Source organism: Methylobacterium sp. Leaf85 (assembly GCF_001422125.1).
Classification (GTDB): Bacteria; Pseudomonadota; Alphaproteobacteria; order Rhizobiales; family Beijerinckiaceae; genus Methylobacterium; species Methylobacterium bullatum.
Genome location: NZ_LMME01000012.1, coordinates 286173 through 302559 on the forward strand (window position 1 = coordinate 286173; position 16387 = coordinate 302559).

The following is a 16387-nucleotide window of genomic DNA, read 5'->3' on the forward strand; positions in this document are numbered from 1 at the left end:
CCCGCTACGTGTGTCCGGCCTCACGATGCCATCATTCTTGCCCAGGTCACCGTTTCCGGAATCACGATCAGCGCTCCGAGGCAGAGGGCGATGCCGTAGGGCACGCCGGTCTTCGCATCGTGAAGGTGGATGGCGAAGGGAAGGCGACCGAGGAGTGACGGCAGGGGATGCGCCCGCGCGACGAGGATCGCCACGGAGAGAGCGCCACCGGCAAGCGAAGCGACGACCAGGTATTGCGCCAATTGGTCGAACCCGATCCACACCGCGGTGGCGGCAGCGAGTTTGGCATCGCCTCCGCCGATCTTGCCCAGCGCGAAGAGGGTGAACGTCACGACCAGCGTCGCCGCGCCGGCTCCGAGATGGCTGAGGAGATCCCACCCCCACATCCCGGTCGCGCCGGCGAAGGCCGCGAATCCGAGCAGCAGCAGCAGGGAGACCGCATTCGGGATCGTCATCGTCAGCAGGTCCCGAGCGGCCGCATAGGCCATCAGGAACGGGAAGACGATCAGGAGCGTGACACTCGCCATCGGGGACGTCTCGGTCTGGAGTCGAAGGTCGGATCGTCGCCCGTGAAACGCCGTCGCCGCAGGGTGTTCGGTCGCGGCGGCAAAGGCCGTGTCGGGACCCCGCCGGAGGTGGACGCTCGCTGTCGCACCGTCCACGTCGAGCAGGACGACTTCAACGAGCTCTGCCGGACGATCGGGGCGGATCGTCCGGCGAGGTGTCCGATCCACGCATCACCTGCGTGGACGACCATTTGCGCAAGATTAAGGGAAGCAGTCCGAACCCGGACCGCCTCAAACCATCTTACTTGTTAACGCCGGTTGCAACCTTGGTGAGGGTCGCATTCAGGTTGGTGCCGATGGTGGTGAGTACGGTGATGACCGCGACAGCGATGAGCGCAGCAATGAGGCCGTATTCGATCGCCGTTGCACCCGACTCGTCGGCGGCAAAACGCTTGAAGAGGTTCGACATGATCGTATTCCTTGATGGTTCGTCTTGCGAAGTGGCCGTCGAGGAGCGGTGTATTTCGACCGGCGACTGAGGATGAAGATGGCCTGTTCTGTCTTGAAATTACGTTAATCCGGGCCCGAAAACGGCCTCACACGCCCCTCGGTTGGGGTTTGGTAAAAAAACTTTAAATGGAAAATGGACACTTTTTCAGTAGATCCGGCACAGCGTTACAGGCGGAGATCCGGGAAATATTACGGGCTGCAACTGTCGCGCGGGCAATAAGCGTTCGAGACGCAGCAGCGGACATGGGCGAAGCCGGAAGGACGGCTGCGCGTCACCTTCCGGTGTTAGATCTTCGTTTACCAACACGCCGATAAGACTGTCATGACGACAAGGGCGGCCGACCCCTCCGGTGCGCGCGCTCCTGTCGAAACCTCGCCGTCGCAGCCGAGATCACCCGAGCCATGGGCCACCGGTCAATGCCGACACCCTCGCCCTTGCAGCGTTGCGCCCGAGCGGCGGGAATCGCGCTCTTCCTCGCCCTCGGTGCGGCGCCGATCCAAGCGGAGACGGCGCCGGCCATCGTGGCGGTGAGCGTCGACAACGCCAAGGTCATTCGCCTGCCCGAGCGGACGCAGACGGTCATCGTCGGCAACCCCCTCGTGGCGGATGTCGCCCTTCAGCGGAACGGGATCGTCATCCTCACCGGCAAGAGCTTCGGCTCCACCAACCTCATCGCCCTCGACGCGTCCGGTGCGATGCTCGCCGAAACCACCATCAGCGTGCAGGCCGCGCAGGGGTCGATCGTCACGGTCCAGCGCGGACTCGACCGCGAATCCTATTCCTGCACCCCGAACTGCATGCCGTCGATGCAGCTGGGCGACGCGACGAAGTATTTCGGAGACGTGAGCGGACAGGCCGATGCCCGCCGCAACCTGGCCACGGGCGGGGGCGGGGGCGGGGGCGGGGGCGGCCAGAAGTAGGGCGGCGCGCGGTGCGAGGTCGCGTCAGCCGCGCAGCGTCAACCGGCCGTCGGACATCTTGAAATCGTCGAGACGCCGCAGGAACGACATGCCGAGGAGGCTCTTGCCGAGACGCCCCTTGGGCAGGATCACGGCCTCGACGTCGCGGATGCCGATCGTCCCGACCCGCATCACCGGAATCCGTACGGTCGCGACGGAGACGGAGCCGTTGGCGGTGTCGACGCGACGGTTGAAGTCGCGCTCGTAGACGTGGAGCCCCAGGCGCTGCGCGTCCTCGTAGCTGAAGGCGCAGATGCTCGCCCCGGTATCCACCAGCATTCTCAGGCTGCGCCCCGCCACGTCGACCTCGGTGGAGAAATGCCCGAGGGTATCGGCCGCCAGAATGACGGAGTTGGGCGCGAAACGCGTCGGGTTCGTCCCGCCGAGGCTCGCGCTGTCGAGGTTGAGGACCGCGTCGCCGCGCTCCCGAGGGCGGGCGGCGTTCTCGAAGCGCGTCACCAGGGTCAAACTGACCGCCGCCGCGACGGAGGTGACTCCCAGCGCCCAGAGGACCGGCTGCGTCATCGATGGATCCCTCGCCACACGGGGTACGATCCTCGGCGGAGCGAATGAACGAAGTCTTCGCTTGTCCGCGCAGGCGGGGAGGGGACCGTTCGGATGATGAACGCCGCCTTGGTGGGATGCCGGGCATTCACCCCATCGCGTCGCGGCTCTTATTGCGCTTCGCGGCTCTTGCGGGTATGCACCTCACGCGCTCGCCAGACACCCTTGGAGGCACGGGCGCGTCGTGGATCGGTGAGGGCCGTCCGTTTCGGGCGGCCTTTGGCGTTGCGCGGCTTTTTTCTGTTTTTTTGAAGGATCACGCCATGAGCGCAGTAAAGCCGCTTGAGGCCGTGGCACGCGACCGGGTCGGCAAGGGGGCCGCCCGGGAAGTTCGTCGCCAGGGCAACGTTCCCGCCGTCATCTATGGTGGCGGTCAGGCTCCGCAGGCCATCGCCATCGACCTCGTCCGCACCCGCACCCTGATCTACGCCGGTGGCTTCAAGACCACCCTGTTCGAGATCAACGCCGGCGGCAAGAAGACCCGCGCGATCCCGCGCGACTTCCAGCTCGATCCGGTGACCGGCGTGCCGCTGCACGTGGACTTCCTGCGCGTCGTCGCGGGCCAGAACCTCACCGTCGAAGTGCCCGTGCACTTCATCAACGAGGACGAGGCTCCCGGCATCAAGAAGAACGGCGGCACCCTCAACGTCGTGCTGCACACGCTCTCGCTCGAAGTCCCGGCGGACGCGATCCCCGACGCGGTCGAGGTCGATCTGACCGGTCTCGAGATCGGCGATTCGATCCATATCGAAGCCGTGACGCTGCCGGCCAACACGACCTTCACCGGCGAGGCCGAGGCCGTCGTCGCCAACGTCGTGCCGCCGACCGTGCTCGGCGCCGAGGTCGAGGCCGAAGAGGCCGCGATCGCCGAGGCGCAGTCGACGGAAGCTGCCGAGGAGAAGGCCGAGGCTGAGGCCGAAGAGGCCGCCGAGGCCGAGGAAGACAAGAAGGAGGATTGAGGCCCTGGGGCTTCGCGCCCCGGTCTCGTCTTTCTCCACGGGTGCTCCGGCCGCGAGGTCGGGGCACCTTTTCGTTTGACGTCGCCTCTTCGTCGTCCGTCCTGGAGCTGCGCCCGCCCACGTTGGGTCGGGCGCAGCTCCAGATCTTCTGCTTTGCCGCGCTCTTTTCCGCCGAACCGGCATCCACTTCGGCGGAGAGCGCTCTCGTGACGAACTCGTCTTGGAGATGATGCCATGCGCCTGATCGTCGGGCTCGGCAATCCAGGGGCCCGCTATGCGGGCAACCGCCACAATATCGGTTTTCTCGCCCTCGACGAGATGGCGCGCGTCCACCGCGCCGCGCCCTGGCGGCGCAAGTTCCAGGGCGAGGTGACCGAGGCGACGCTCGGCAGCGAACGGGTCGTCCTGCTGAAGCCGCAGACCTTCATGAACGAATCCGGCCGCTCGGTCTCGGAAGCGCAGCGCTTCTACAAGATCGCCCTCGCCGACGTCATCGTCCTGCACGACGAACTCGACCTCGCCCCGGCCAAGCTCCGGGTGAAGCTCGGCGGCGGCAATGCCGGCCATAACGGCCTGCGCTCGATCACCGCTCAATGCGGCAACGATTACCGGCGCGTCCGCCTCGGCGTCGGTCATCCGGGCGACAAGGCCCTGGTTCATGCCTACGTGCTGAACGATTTCGGCAAGGGCGAGCGGGCCTGGGTGGAGGATCTCTGCCGCGCCGTGGCGGACCACGCTCCGCTGCTGGCCCAGGGCGAGGATGCGAGCTTCCAGAACAAGGTCCACCTCGCCATGGCGGGCCGGGGCTGGGACGACGTCAAGCAGGTCAATGCGGCGGCCACCGGCCGTGATTGACACGAAAACACGGGAACACGATATCTCCGGTCCTGGAGGTGGACATCATGAAGAACCTCACCATCACGCTGGAGGAAGACCTTTTCGCGTGGGCACGGGTCGAGGCGGCGAAGCGCGGGCAAAGCCTGTCGCGTTTCGTGAGCCAGGCCTTGGCCGATCGCAGGACACCCGAGGTCGCGGATCAGTTGGCCGCCTTGAGCGCCTTTCTCGACGGTCCCGGCTGGTCGGGCGTGTCCGAAAACCTGCCCAGGCGCGAGGAGCTCTATGACCGACCGGCTGTTCTTCGATACGAACCTGCTGGTCTACGCCATGGATCCGGCGGCGGCTGACAGGCGGGCGACGAGTGTGCGCCTGATCAAACTGGCATTCGGTCAACGCCGGCTCGTGATCAGTCCGCAAATCCTCAACGAGTGCTACGCCGTCCTGGTGCACAAGCGTAAACTCGTGACGCCGAGCGCCGCCGCCGCTTATCTGGCGACCCTCTATCCTGCTTGCACGGCAGCGCTGGATACGCAGACCCACCGCACGGCGATCGCGATGGAGATGCAGTATCGCCTCTCCTGGTGGGACAGCCTGGCCATCGCATCGGCCATCCAGGCCGGGTGCAAATCTTTCGTGTCCGAAGACCTGTCCGATGGACAGATCCTCGACACGGTTCGGGTCATCAACCCGTTCACGCCTCACGCCAGCGCTACGCTGGCACTCACCTGACGGACACGCGATCATGGGCTTCAAATGCGGCATCGTCGGCCTGCCGAACGTCGGCAAGTCGACCCTCTTCAACGCGCTGACGCAGACGGCGGCGGCACAGGCGGCGAATTACCCGTTCTGCACCATCGAGCCGAATGTCGGCGAGGTGGCGGTGCCGGACCCGCGCCTGGACGATCTGGCGCGGATCGCCACGTCGAAGGAGATCATCCCCACGCGGCTGACCTTCGTCGACATCGCCGGCCTCGTGCGCGGCGCCTCGAAGGGGGAGGGGCTCGGCAACCAGTTCCTCGCCAATATCCGCGAGGTCGATGCCATCGCCCATGTGGTGCGCTGCTTCACCGATGGTGACGTGACCCATGTGGAGGGCAAGGTCGACCCGAAGGCCGATATCGAGACCATCGAGACCGAGTTGATGCTCGCCGATCTCGACAGCCTGGAGAAGCGCCTCTTCGCCCTCGAGAAGAAGGCCAAGGGCGCCGACAAGGAAGCCAAGGAGATGCTCGACCTCGTCCAGCGGGCATTGCCGCTGCTGCGCGAGGGCAAGCCCGCCCGTCTGGTGAGCCGCAAGCCGGAGGAGGAAAAGCTGTTCCAGACCCTCGGGCTGATGACGGCCAAACCCGTCCTCTACGTCTGCAACGTGGACGAGGGGGATGCCGACAAGGGCAACGCCTATTCCGAGGCGGTGATCGCCCAGGCCAAGGCCGAGGGTGCGCGCGCGGTGGTGGTCTCGGCCAAGATCGAGAGCGAGATCGCGGTGATGCCGCTGGCCGACCAGGGCGACTTCCTCGAAGCGGTGGGGCTCGTGGAGCCGGGCCTCAACCGGGTCATCCGCGCCGGTTACGAGCTTCTCGGCCTCATCACCTACTTCACCGTGGGTCCGAAGGAGGCGCGCGCCTGGACCATCGAGAAGGGCACCCGCGCCCCGGCGGCGGCGGGCGTGATTCATACGGATTTCGAGAAGGGCTTCATCCGCGCCGAGACCATCGCGTTCAACGATTACACCACGCTGAAGGGCGAGAGCGGCGCCAAGGAGGCCGGCAAGTTCCGCCTCGAAGGCAAGGAATACGTGGTGCAGGACGGCGACGTGCTGCATTTCCGCTTCGCCAATTGAGCGGCCAAAACAGCCTCGGCCGGCGCTTGGCCGCCTCTGCAAAAAGGACGGTGTGCATCCCCTCTCCCCGCACGCGGGGAGAGGGCCGCGACGACCTCGTCGTCGGCGCGGCAAGGCGGCAGCCGAAGGTGAGGGGGCTCGTCCGGAATGCGCCTCTTCCGGGCCGGCCCCCTCACCCTCGCTCCGCTCATCACAAGCACGACGAGGTGCTCGTGATCCTCTCCCCGCAAGCGGGGAGAGGGGGTCCACCACTCTGGCTCGCGCGGCGCCATCCTCAGATCCGAAGACGAGAGGTTCAATGACCGGCATCACCTTCGAGGATTTCACCCCCGGCGACGTGATCGAGGGCGGCCCGCTCACGGTGACGCGGGAGGCGATCGTCGCCTTCGCGAAGGAGTTCGATCCGCAGCCGTTTCATCTCGACGAGGAGGCCGCTAAGGCGACGCTGGCGGGGCAGTTGATCGGCTCCGGCTGGCAGACGGCCGGGTTCGGCATGCGCCTGCTCCAGGCCCATGTCTTTCGCGGCGCCACCTCCATGGGCTCGCCCGGCATCTCGCAATTGCGCTGGCTGCGCCCCGTCCTGCCGGGCGACGCCCTGCGGATCGTCACCAAGGTGGAGGAGTGCCGCGCCTCGAACTCGAAGCCGGATCGCGGCTTCGTCCGCTTCACCCTCACGGTCGTGAACGGGCGCGACGAGTCGGTAATGACCCAGGCGTTTACCGTCATGTTCGCCCGGCGCGGGGCCAAGCCCCTGCCGCCCCGCGCGGTGACGCCCGGAGACCCGGCCGAGGTGATCGAGGGCAACGACGCGGAAATGCTGCTCTTCCTCAAACAGGCGAAGCTCGGCACGGTCCGCGATCTCGGCCGCCACGCCTTCACCCCGGAGGCGATCATCGCCTTCGCGAGGGACTACGACCCGCAGGCCTTCCATCTCGATGCGGACGCCGCCCGAAAGACCCATTTCGGCGCCCTCTGCGCCTCGGGCTGGCACACGGCGGCGGTGTGGATGAAGCGCCTGCACATCACCCGCCAGCGCGATATCGCCCTGACGGAACGGGCCGGTCCTGTGCCGCAGCTCGGCCCCTCTCCCGGCTTTCGCGACATGCGCTGGCTCGCCCCGGTCTATGCCGGCGACACGATCTCTTACGCCTGCACCCTCCTCGACAAGCGCGAGTCGGCCTCACGCCCCGGCTGGGGCGTCGCGACCCATCACAACACCGCGCAGAACCAGCGCGGGGAGCGGGTGTTCGAGTTCACGGGGTCAGTGTTCTGGCAATGGGACGCCCCCGTTTGATGGAGACGGTCCGATGCCGAGAAGGCAGATGCCTTTGGCATTCGTGCTCCGACGTGGTTAGCATGGGCCGTCAAGCCCCGAGGTTTGCCATGAACGCCCCACCGAAGTCCGAACAGACCACAGAGACGATCCGTCAGCGTCACGCTCGCTTGCGCCGCCAGGGTCTGAAGCCGGTGAGAATCTGGATTCCGGACCCAAGCTCCTCATCGTTCGCCGAGGAAGCGCATCGGCAATCGGCGGCCGTCGCCACGAGCCGTCATGCCGAGGACGATCAGAGCTTCATCAATGCCGCCTCGTCTTGGGACGAGGCGTGAGGCGAGGGGAGGTTTGGACGGTCTCAGGGGGAAAGGATTACGCCGGTAAGCCACGTCCGGTCGTGATCATTCAGGATGATCGCTTCGACGCGACCGATTCCATCACGGTCTGTGCATTGACGACCGATCCGACGGACGCACCCCTATTCCGGGTTCCACTGACGCCAAGCATGCGGAATGGTCTGCGCGCTGCGTCCCGCCTGATGGCCGACAAGGTGACGACCGTTCCGAAGTCTAAGCTCGGCAACAAGATTGGAACTTTGGACGAGGACGATATCGCCCGGCTCGACCGGGCGATCTTCGTTTTCCTTGGTCTAGCCTCGATATGACCGGTCGAGTGGACAAAGGGCTCTGAGCAGCCGCCGGGAACGGCACGGAGTCGTCCCTCGGCTAAACCGCCGAGCGCCGCTCCGGATACAGCGCCAACAATCCCTCCGCATCCGCCGAGGCCACGCCGCGCTCGGTGATGATGCCCGTCACCAGCCGCGCCGGCGTCACGTCGAAGGCGGGGTTCGCCACGGGGCTGCCGGGCGACACCACTTCGATCGTGGCGAAGCCGCCATCGGCGAGGCGGCCGGTGAGGTGGGAGACCTCGCGGCCGTCGCGCTCCTCGATCGGGATCTGCGCGACGCCGTCGGTGAGGGTCCAGTCGATGGTGGAGAAGGGCAGGGCGGCATAGAACGGGATGCGGTTGTCGGAGGCCGCCAGCGCCTTCAGGTAGGTGCCGATCTTGTTGCAGACGTCGCCCGAGGCCGTGGTGCGGTCCGAGCCGACGATGCAGACGTCGATCTCGCCATGCTGCATCAGGTGGCCGCCGGCATTGTCGGCGATGACGGTGTGCGGCACGCCGTGGGCATTGAGCTCGAAGGCGGTGAGCGCCGCGCCCTGGTTCCGCGGCCGGGTCTCGTCCACGTAGACATGGACCGGGATGCCGGCCTCGTGCGCCACATAGATCGGCGCGAGGGCGGTGCCCCAATCCACCGTGGCGAGCCAACCGGCGTTGCAATGGGTCAGCACGTTGAGGCGGCGACCTTTGGCCTCGTGCAGATCGGCCAGGATCGCGGCGCCGTGGCGGCCGATGGCATGGCAGCTCTCCACATCCTCCTCGGCGATGCGCCCGGCCTCGGCGAAGGCGTAGGCGGCGCGCTCCGAGACTTCGACCTCGCGCAGCTTGGCGGCGACACGGTCCAGCGCCCAGCGCAGGTTGATGGCGGTGGGGCGGGTGGCGGCCAGGGTCTCGACGGCATGGTCGATCCCGGCATCGGAAGCGTCCCGTCGCAGGCCCAGGGCCAGGCCGTAGGCCGCCGTGACGCCGATGAGCGGCGCGCCGCGCACGATCATGGTGCGGATGGCGATGGCCGCTTCGTCCAGGGTGGCGAGCCGCTTCATCTCGAAGGCGAAGGGCAGGCGGGTCTGGTCGATGACCTCGACGGACGCGCCGTCGGCGGCGGGCAGGATGGTGCGGTAGGGTGTGCCGTCGATGTTCATGCGCGGGCCTCTCGCATGTTCCGGGCGCAAGGGCCAGTCCTGGGGCCACGCGCCATGCTTGTCGCTTCGGTCCTTAAGGGACGTGCGAGCTGGAAGGCCAGCCGCTCGAAATCCCGCCCTACCTTCCTGGCTTGATTTGCACACCTGCTTTCGTAGGCAGACCGCGTCCCTCTCCCCCTTGTGGGGAGAGGTCAGGAGTGGGGGTGGCTCCGCCCGCCTCCGACGGCTGAGGGTCGCCCAATCACCCCCACCTCCAACTCCTCCCCACAAGGGGGAGGAGAGCCGCGCATCCCGCGACATGTGCGAATCTGAAAGCCCGCAAAAGGGGGTAGTAGGGTGAGACCGAACGAAAGCTCGCCCCGGTCAGAAGCTCACCGGCCGTGCCCGCTTCACCTGCGGGATCGTCTCGATCTCCGCCCTCACGCTCTCCGAGATCGGCGCATCCACGGCGCAGAAGCAGATGGCGTTGCCGCCCTCTTCCTCGCGGCCGAGATTGAAGGTCGCGACGTTGACGCCGGCCTCGCCCAGGATGGTGCCGAGCCGGCCGATGAATCCCGGCTTGTCGTGGTTGCGCACGTAGAGCATGTGCGGCGCGAAGGCGGCATCGATGGCGATGGAGCGGATCTCGATGATCCGGGGCTTGCCGTCATGGAACACCGTCCCGGCGGCGTCGCGCGGCATGTCCTCGGCATCCACGGTGATGCGGATGACCGATTCGTAGTCGCTCGCCCCGCCCTCGCGCTTGATCTCGTCCACCACGATGCCGCGCTCGCGCGCCAAGGCGGGGGCGGAGACCATGTTGATGTCCTGCAGGAACGGCCGCAGCGCCCCGGTCACCGCCGCCGCCGTGAGCGCGCGGGTGTTCATGCCGGCGACAGCGCCCTCGTAGGTGATGCGGATGCCCTTGATCGGCGCGTCCGTGAGCTGGCCGAGGAACGAGCCGAGCTTTTCGGCCAGCGCCACGAACGGCTTCAACCGGGGAGCCTCGTCCGCGGAAATGGACGGGAAGTTGATCGCGTTCGTAATGGCCCCGGTCATCAGGTAATCGGACATCTGCTCGGCGACCTGCAGCGCCACGTTCTCCTGCGCCTCGTTGGTGGAGGCGCCCAGATGCGGGGTGCAGATGACGTTCGGGTGGCCGAAGAGCGGGTTGGCGGTGGCGGGCTCCTCGATGAACACGTCGCAGGCCGCCCCGGCCACATGGCCCGAATCGAGGGCCGCACGGAGGGCCACCTCGTCCACGAGGCCGCCACGGGCGCAGTTGACGATGCGCACGCCGGGCTTCGTCCGGGCGAGGTTCTCGGCCGACAGGATGTTGCGGGTCTTGTCGGTCATCGGCACGTGGAGCGTGATAATGTCGGCCCGTGCCAGCAGCGCATCGAGCTCGACCTTCTCCACGCCGATCTCGAGGGCGCGTTCGGGGGAGAGGTAGGGGTCGTAGGCCACGACCTTGAGCTTCAGGCCCACCGCGCGGTCGGCCACGATGGCGCCGATATTGCCGCAGCCGATGATGCCCAGCGTCTTGCCCGTCAGCTCGACGCCCATGAAGCGGTTCTTCTCCCACTTGCCGGCCTGGGTGGAGAGATCCGCCTGCGGGATCTGCCGCGCCAGGGCGAACATCATCGCGATGGCGTGTTCGGCGGTGGTGATGGAATTGCCGAAGGGCGTGTTCATGACGATGACGCCGCGCGCCGTGGCGGCGGCGACATCGACGTTGTCGACGCCGATTCCCGCCCGGCCGATGACCTTCAGCCGCGAGGTCTGGGCCAGCACCTTCTCCGTGACCTTGGTGGCCGAGCGGATGGCGAGACCGTCGTAATGGCCGATGACGGCCGCGAAGCGTTCCTTGTCCTTGCCGAGGTTGGGGAAGAAGTCGACGTCGATTCCACGGTCACGGAAGATCTGAACGGCCGCGTTCGAGAGGGAATCGGAAATGAGCACCTTGGGAGCAGCCATGATGGCCTCCGGCTCTTGAGGAAGGGAATTATTTCGCAGGTGAGGCGTGACGGCGCGGCAGATCTCGGCCCTCCCCCCATTGCGGGGGAGGGTGGTCGCGGAGCGACCGGGAGAGGGGATGACCTCTCCGGACAGCGCGCTCCCCTCACCCGACCCGCTGCGCGGGCCACCCTCTCCCGCAGGGGGGAGAGGGGGGAGGGAGCATTGCCTCAGGCAGCCTTGGCGAGCTTCGCCTTCTCGGCCGCATAGGCCCAGTTGAGCCACGGCATCAGGGCCTCGAGATCCGAGGTCTCCACCGTGCCGCCGCACCAGATGCGCAGGCCGGCCGGCGCGTCGCGATAGGCGCCGATGTCGAAGGCGATGCCCTCGGCATCGAGCGTGTCGGCGATGCCCTTGGCGACCGCCGCCACGGTGGCGTCACCCTTGGCCAGCACGTCCGGATCGGTGATGACGAGGCAGACGCCGGTATTCGAATACGTCGCCGGGTCGACGGCGAGGTGCCCGATCCAGGGGGTCCGCGCCACCCAGTCGTGAACGACCTTGGCATTAGCGTCGGCGCGGGCATGGAGCGCGTCGAGACCGCCGATGCTCTGCGCCCAGCGCAGGGTGTCGAGGTAATCCTCCACCGCGAGGAGCGAGGGCGTGTTGATCGTGTCGCCCTTGAAGATGCCCTCGATCAGCTTGCCGCCCTTGGCCATGCGGAAGACCTTCGGGATCGGCCAGGCGGGGGTGTTGCTCTCGATGCGCGCGACGGCGCGGGGCGAGAGGACCAGCATGCCGTGCGCGGCCTCGCCGCCCATCACCTTCTGCCAGGAGAAGGTGACGACATCGAGCTTGGCCCAGTCGAGCGGCATGGCGAAGGCGGCCGAGGTGGCGTCGCAGATGGTCACACCGTCACGGTCGGCGGCGATCCAGTCGCCGTTCGGCACGCGGACGCCGGCGGCGGTGCCGTTCCAGGTGAAGATGACGTCGTTGTGCTTGGTGTCGATGGCCGACAGGTCCGGCAGCACGCCGTAGGCGGTCTCGTGGACGATGGGCGAGATCTTGAGTTCCTGCAGCGCGTCCGTGACCCATTCGGAGCCGAAGGCTTCCCAGGCGGCCACTTCGACGGTCTTGGGGCCGAGCATCGACCACATGGCCATCTCGACGGCGCCGGTATCGGAGGCGGGGACGATGGCGATGCGGTAATCGGCGGGCACGCGCAGCACGGTGCGGGTCAGCTCGATGGCCTCGACCAGCTTGGCCTTGCCGGCGGGGGAGCGGTGCGAGCGGCCGAGCGCGGCGTTCTGAAGGGCCTGCAGGGTCCAGCCGGGACGCTTGGTGCAGGGGCCGGACGAGAAATTCGGCACGCGGGGGCGCGTGGTGGGACGTGTCATGACAAAGTCCATCCTTACAGATGAATGCTCCTCGTTGGGGAGGAGTGGCCCGGCGCTGCCAATGGACCCGTCCCGGCGACTTAGCAAGATGCTCGGGCGATAAATTCAGTCCCGCCCGGCACAACGGAGCGGGTATTTCCGACCAAGTCTTTGAGAATCAGGCCTTTGTCGGGGGAGACTTGCTCGCACCCATCAGGTCGGGCCGGCGCTCGCGGGTGATCCGTTCCGCCTCGTCCCGCCGCCAGCGGGCGATGGCGCCATGGTTGCCGCCGGTGAGGATGTCGGGAATCGCACGGCCCTCCCATTCACGGGGGCGCGTGTAATGCGGATATTCGAGGAGGCCGCCCTCGAAGCTCTCCTCCTCCCCCGAGACCGACTTGCCCATGACGCCGGGCAGCAGGCGAACACAGGCATCGATGGTGACGAAGGCCGCGACCTCGCCGCCCGACAGGATGTAGTCGCCGATGGAGACCTCCTCGAGGCCCCGCGCCGCGATGACCCGCTCGTCCACCCCCTCGAACCGGCCGCAGACCACGACGATGCCCGGCCCCTCCGCCAGTTCGCGCACGCGACCCTGCGTCAGGGGGCGGCCGCGCGGGCTCATGAGCAGGCGGGGGCGGGTATCGCCGGGGGAGGCAACGGCATCGATGGCCGCACCCAGCACGTCGCAGCGCAGCACCATGCCCGCGCCGCCGCCGGCAGGAGTGTCGTCCACGGCGCGGTGGCGGCCGATCCCGTGCTCGCGGATCTGCCGGGCCTCCAGGGTCCAGGTTCCGCGCGCGAGCGCATCGCCCGAGAGCGACATCCCGAGGAGGCCGGGAAACATCTCGGGGTAGAGGGTGAGGATCGTGGCGGACCAGGGCGCGCTCGTCATGCCGCTTGATGGCGCGTGTGGTGAGGGCGGGTCAACAACGCCCTTCCGGTCTCATGCCTCTACGGGCTCCGCCGACGAACGCCAACGCGCCGCAACCGGGGGGAGGGCACTTCCGGGCGGGCCGCCTCGTTGTCCCGCCATGTCTCCTCGTCTCGCCCTCGCGGCCTTCCTCGCCCTCATTGTCCCGGCCTTCGCCACAGAACCGCTGGCACCTCCCGGCGCCCCCGCCTCCGCCTTTCCGAAGCCGGACAGGCCGGTGGCCGAGATCATCGCGCCGCTCTGGGCATCGGAAGCCCAGCGCGACAAGGTCGACGAGGTCGGCCAGGTGGCGCGGCTGATGCGGATCGCGCCCGGGGAGACGGTGGCCGATATCGGGGCCGGCAGCGGCTATTACACGGTGCGTCTGGCCGAGCGGGTCGGGCCGCAGGGGCGGATCGTCGCCGAGGACGTGACGCCGCGCTACCTCGCCGACCTGACGGCCCGCATCGCGCAGACCAAGCTCGGCAACGTCACCGTGGTACGGGGCGAGCCCCACGATCCGAGGCTCCCGTCCGGCTCCCTCGACGCGGCGTTGCTGGTCCACATGTATCACGAGATCAGCCAGCCCTATGGCCTCCTGCACAACCTCGCCGCTGCGATGAAACCCGGCGGCCGGGTCGGGATCGTCGATGCCGACGCGATTCCCTCGCAGCACGGGACGCCGCCGGCCCTCCTGCGGTGCGAACTCGCGGCGGCGGGCTACCGGGAGACCGGCTTCTCGGTGCTGGAGGGCGGGGTCGGCTATCTCGCGATCTTCGAGGCGCCCACGGTCGACGCGCGTCCCGTCCCCTCCGCGATCTCCCCCTGCAAGGACGTGGCGACGCGATCCGACCAGCGGTGATCGCGCCCGGATTCACGGTTCGGTAGCGGCGAAGCGCTAGGGTGGCCCCTCCTCGAACACCGAGCGGGAGAATGAGTGCGTGGTCCTGACGTTTTGGCTCGATCAGCCTGTCTGGCTGATGTTCGTCCTTCTGAGCGCCGTCTTCGCGGTCTGCATGGGTGCCATCAGCCTTCTCTCCACCTGGTCCGCGACGCGGCCGGGCATGCACAAGCTCGGGATCGGCGTCGTCGCCCCCTATTTCAACGCCATCTCGGTGATGCTGGCGCTGCTCACGGGCTTCGTGGCCAACGACGCCTGGGAGCGTCAGCGGCAGGCGACGAAGATCGTCCAGTCGGAGAAGACCAACCTCCTCGCCGTGCATGACCTGAGCCTCGCCACGGCCTCCGACATGTCCGCGATCCGCACCAAGCTGGTCGCCTATGCGAACGCGCTGATCGACGACGAATGGCCGAAGATGACGGTGGGCGAGTCGTCGGCGACCGCCAACGAGGCCCTGGGCGAGTTGATGCAGTCCGTGGCCGATCCCCGGCACAGCGCCGAGGCGGGAGCCGCCGCGCATGGGAGCCTTCTCGACGCGGTGATGAACCTGCGGGCCGAGCGCGGCACGCGCCTCGGCCTCGCCGACGTTCAGGGCGACCAGTCGAAATGGCTGACGCTGATGGTGCTGGCGCTGCTCACCCTCGTGTCCATCGGGCTGATCCACGTGGACAAGCCGGTGCCGCAGGCCGTGGCGATGATCCTGTTCTCGGTCGCTACGGTGACGACGCTGGGCATGATCGGACTGCACGAGCGGCCCTTCGACGGGCCGATGCCGGTGACGTCGGCGCCGCTGGAGATGGCACGGACGGCGATGACGACCGTCAAGCCCTGAGCGACGGCCCGGTCGGGTCGCTCCCGCCTCAGGCGGGCTCGTCGGGCGGCTTCGGCCCGGCGGGCGCGAACAGGTCTTCGGGCGGATCGACGACGACCCGGCCGTTGGCGACGTCGAGGATCGGGACGAAGGCCTTGGTGAAAGGCAGGAGCGCGGTGGGACCGCCCAGCGTCGGCTTGATCTCGAGGAGATCGCCGCCGCCGTAATTCGGCACGTCGGTGACGGTGCCGAGGAGCGCGCCGGACACATCCACCACGTCAAGGCCGACGAGGTCGGCCGTGAAGAACTCGTCTTCGTCCTCGACATGGCCGAGGCGGTCGCGCGGAAGGTAGATGGCGAGGCGGTTCAGGGCTTCCGCACCGTTGCGGTCGGAGACGCCCTTCACCCGCACAACGAGCAGGTCGGGCGAGGCTCCGCCGGCCCGGCGCACGTCGGTGAGCTCGATGCGCTGGCCCCCGGCGCCGATGAGCGGCCCGTAGGAGCCGATGGCCTGCGGGTCGCCGGTATAGGATTTCAGGCGGATTTCGCCGTTGAGCCCGTGCGCGCGACCGAACTCGCCCATCTGGACGAGGCTCGGATCGGTGGACGGTAGCGGCACCTCCGGCATCGGCCGGGGCCGATGCGCGGAGGTCGCCGAGCCCGAGCCGATGCGGCCCGGGCGGTCGCGACGGCCGCCATCGCCGGTGGGGTTGCTGCCTCCGGGACGGCGCGCCATCGCGAAAACGCCTTAGGCCGCGGCGTCTTCGGCCGGGGCGGCGGCCTTCTCGGCGCGCTTGGCGGCGCGCTCCTTGGCCTTCTCGCCCGGCTCGGCCTTCTGCGGGTTGTTGCGCGCGGGACGCTTGGCGAGGCCGGCGGCGTCGAGGAAGCGCAGGACGCGGTCGGTGGGCTGGGCGCCCTTGGCGAGCCAGGCCTGGATCTTCTCGGACTCGAGCACGATGCGGGCCGGATCGTCCTTGGCCTTCATCGGGTCGTAGACGCCGACCTTCTCGATGAAGCGGCCGTCGCGGGGCGCGCGGGCATCGGCGACGACGATGCGGTAATACGGGCGCTTCTTGGCGCCGCCACGGGTGAGACGGATCTTGAGGGACATGGTGTGCTCCTGGAGGTTGGTGATCTGATCGTTCTGGGCGGATAGCGAGTAGTGAGTAGCGAAGAGGG

General features: G+C 67.7%; 20 protein-coding genes. 11 read left to right on the forward strand and 9 right to left on the reverse strand.

What is annotated here, in order from left to right:
• Window positions 1–20 precede the first annotated feature (20 nt).
• Both ASF08_RS10065 and ASF08_RS10070 read right to left on the reverse strand, forming a co-directional pair.
• Entirely contained in the window at window positions 21–527 is a 507-nt protein-coding gene (locus ASF08_RS10065) for an A24 family peptidase (RefSeq protein ID WP_056144405.1), read from the reverse strand.
• Between the two features lie 280 nt (window positions 528–807).
• Window positions 808–975 carry a Flp family type IVb pilin gene (locus ASF08_RS10070; protein WP_056144408.1) on the reverse strand — a complete coding sequence of 56 codons (168 nt, stop codon included), beginning with the start codon at window positions 973–975 and terminating at the stop codon, window positions 808–810.
• Between the two features lie 458 nt (window positions 976–1433).
• Between ASF08_RS10070 and ASF08_RS10075 the strand changes: the two genes are divergently transcribed.
• On the forward strand, window positions 1434–1937 hold the full coding sequence (locus tag ASF08_RS10075; protein WP_056144413.1) for a pilus assembly protein N-terminal domain-containing protein: 504 nt from the start codon (window positions 1434–1436) through the stop codon (window positions 1935–1937).
• Between the two features lie 24 nt (window positions 1938–1961).
• On the opposite strand, the gene ASF08_RS10080 is transcribed toward ASF08_RS10075, so the two are convergent.
• The gene (locus ASF08_RS10080; protein WP_056144416.1) at window positions 1962–2501 is read right to left on the reverse strand and encodes a retropepsin-like aspartic protease family protein; all 540 of its coding nucleotides are present in this window, start codon (window positions 2499–2501) and stop codon (window positions 1962–1964) included.
• A 302-nt stretch (window positions 2502–2803) separates the two neighbouring features.
• On the opposite strand from ASF08_RS10080, the gene ASF08_RS10085 reads away from it, so the two are divergent.
• From ASF08_RS10085 to ASF08_RS10120, 8 genes are all read left to right on the forward strand, one after another.
• Window positions 2804–3499: a 50S ribosomal protein L25/general stress protein Ctc gene (locus tag ASF08_RS10085; RefSeq protein ID WP_056144420.1), complete on the forward strand. Its 696-nt coding sequence runs from the start codon at window positions 2804–2806 to the stop codon at window positions 3497–3499.
• 234 nt (window positions 3500–3733) lie between these two features.
• The gene (gene pth / locus ASF08_RS10090) at window positions 3734–4354 is read left to right on the forward strand and encodes an aminoacyl-tRNA hydrolase (RefSeq protein WP_056144423.1); all 621 of its coding nucleotides are present in this window, start codon (window positions 3734–3736) and stop codon (window positions 4352–4354) included.
• Between the two features lie 47 nt (window positions 4355–4401).
• Window positions 4402–4683: a hypothetical protein gene (locus ASF08_RS10095; RefSeq protein ID WP_051074372.1), complete on the forward strand. Its 282-nt coding sequence runs from the start codon at window positions 4402–4404 to the stop codon at window positions 4681–4683.
• On the forward strand, window positions 4619–5065 hold the full coding sequence (locus ASF08_RS10100; protein WP_082473145.1) for a PIN domain-containing protein: 447 nt from the start codon (window positions 4619–4621) through the stop codon (window positions 5063–5065). The genes ASF08_RS10095 and ASF08_RS10100 overlap by 65 nt, the downstream gene beginning before the upstream one ends.
• A gap of 13 nt (window positions 5066–5078) precedes the next feature.
• Window positions 5079–6176 carry a redox-regulated ATPase YchF gene (gene ychF / locus ASF08_RS10105; protein WP_056144433.1) on the forward strand — a complete coding sequence of 366 codons (1098 nt, stop codon included), beginning with the start codon at window positions 5079–5081 and terminating at the stop codon, window positions 6174–6176.
• A 298-nt stretch (window positions 6177–6474) separates the two neighbouring features.
• Entirely contained in the window at window positions 6475–7470 is a 996-nt protein-coding gene (locus ASF08_RS10110; RefSeq protein WP_056144436.1) for a MaoC family dehydratase, read from the forward strand.
• Window positions 7471–7559: 89 nt separating this feature from the next.
• On the forward strand, window positions 7560–7784 hold the full coding sequence (locus tag ASF08_RS10115; RefSeq protein WP_026175752.1) for an antitoxin MazE family protein: 225 nt from the start codon (window positions 7560–7562) through the stop codon (window positions 7782–7784).
• Complete coding sequence (locus tag ASF08_RS10120; RefSeq protein WP_056144439.1) at window positions 7781–8113, forward strand: type II toxin-antitoxin system PemK/MazF family toxin; 333 nt, start codon at window positions 7781–7783, stop codon at window positions 8111–8113. Before ASF08_RS10115 ends, ASF08_RS10120 begins: the two co-directional genes overlap by 4 nt.
• A gap of 61 nt (window positions 8114–8174) precedes the next feature.
• Here ASF08_RS10120 and mtnA read toward each other — a convergent pair whose 3' ends face one another.
• The 4 genes from mtnA to trmD all read right to left on the reverse strand — a co-directional run bounded on the left by mtnA (window position 8175) and on the right by trmD (window position 13478).
• A complete protein-coding gene (gene mtnA / locus ASF08_RS10125; RefSeq protein ID WP_056144443.1) occupies window positions 8175–9272 on the reverse strand; it encodes an S-methyl-5-thioribose-1-phosphate isomerase in 1098 nt (365 codons plus the stop codon).
• Between the two features lie 363 nt (window positions 9273–9635).
• Complete coding sequence (serA, locus tag ASF08_RS10130) at window positions 9636–11228, reverse strand: phosphoglycerate dehydrogenase (RefSeq protein WP_056144446.1); 1593 nt, start codon at window positions 11226–11228, stop codon at window positions 9636–9638.
• Between the two features lie 209 nt (window positions 11229–11437).
• Window positions 11438–12604 (reverse strand): phosphoserine transaminase, encoded by a 1167-nt coding sequence (locus ASF08_RS10135; protein ID WP_056144449.1) that lies wholly within the window; start codon window positions 12602–12604, stop codon window positions 11438–11440.
• Between the two features lie 157 nt (window positions 12605–12761).
• A complete protein-coding gene (trmD, locus tag ASF08_RS10140; protein WP_056144452.1) occupies window positions 12762–13478 on the reverse strand; it encodes a tRNA (guanosine(37)-N1)-methyltransferase TrmD in 717 nt (238 codons plus the stop codon).
• 139 nt (window positions 13479–13617) lie between these two features.
• On the opposite strand from trmD, the gene ASF08_RS10145 reads away from it, so the two are divergent.
• A complete protein-coding gene (locus tag ASF08_RS10145) occupies window positions 13618–14358 on the forward strand; it encodes a class I SAM-dependent methyltransferase (RefSeq protein ID WP_056144455.1) in 741 nt (246 codons plus the stop codon).
• Window positions 14359–14437: 79 nt separating this feature from the next.
• Window positions 14438–15229 carry a bestrophin-like domain gene (locus tag ASF08_RS10150; RefSeq protein ID WP_056144458.1) on the forward strand — a complete coding sequence of 264 codons (792 nt, stop codon included), beginning with the start codon at window positions 14438–14440 and terminating at the stop codon, window positions 15227–15229.
• Between the two features lie 28 nt (window positions 15230–15257).
• On the opposite strand, the gene rimM is transcribed toward ASF08_RS10150, so the two are convergent.
• Both rimM and rpsP read right to left on the reverse strand, forming a co-directional pair.
• On the reverse strand, window positions 15258–15944 hold the full coding sequence (rimM, locus tag ASF08_RS10155) for a ribosome maturation factor RimM (RefSeq protein ID WP_056144461.1): 687 nt from the start codon (window positions 15942–15944) through the stop codon (window positions 15258–15260).
• A gap of 12 nt (window positions 15945–15956) precedes the next feature.
• Window positions 15957–16319, reverse strand: coding sequence for a 30S ribosomal protein S16 (gene rpsP, locus ASF08_RS10160; protein WP_018042769.1), 363 nt, complete (start codon window positions 16317–16319; stop codon window positions 15957–15959).
• Window positions 16320–16387: the final 68 nt, after the last annotated feature.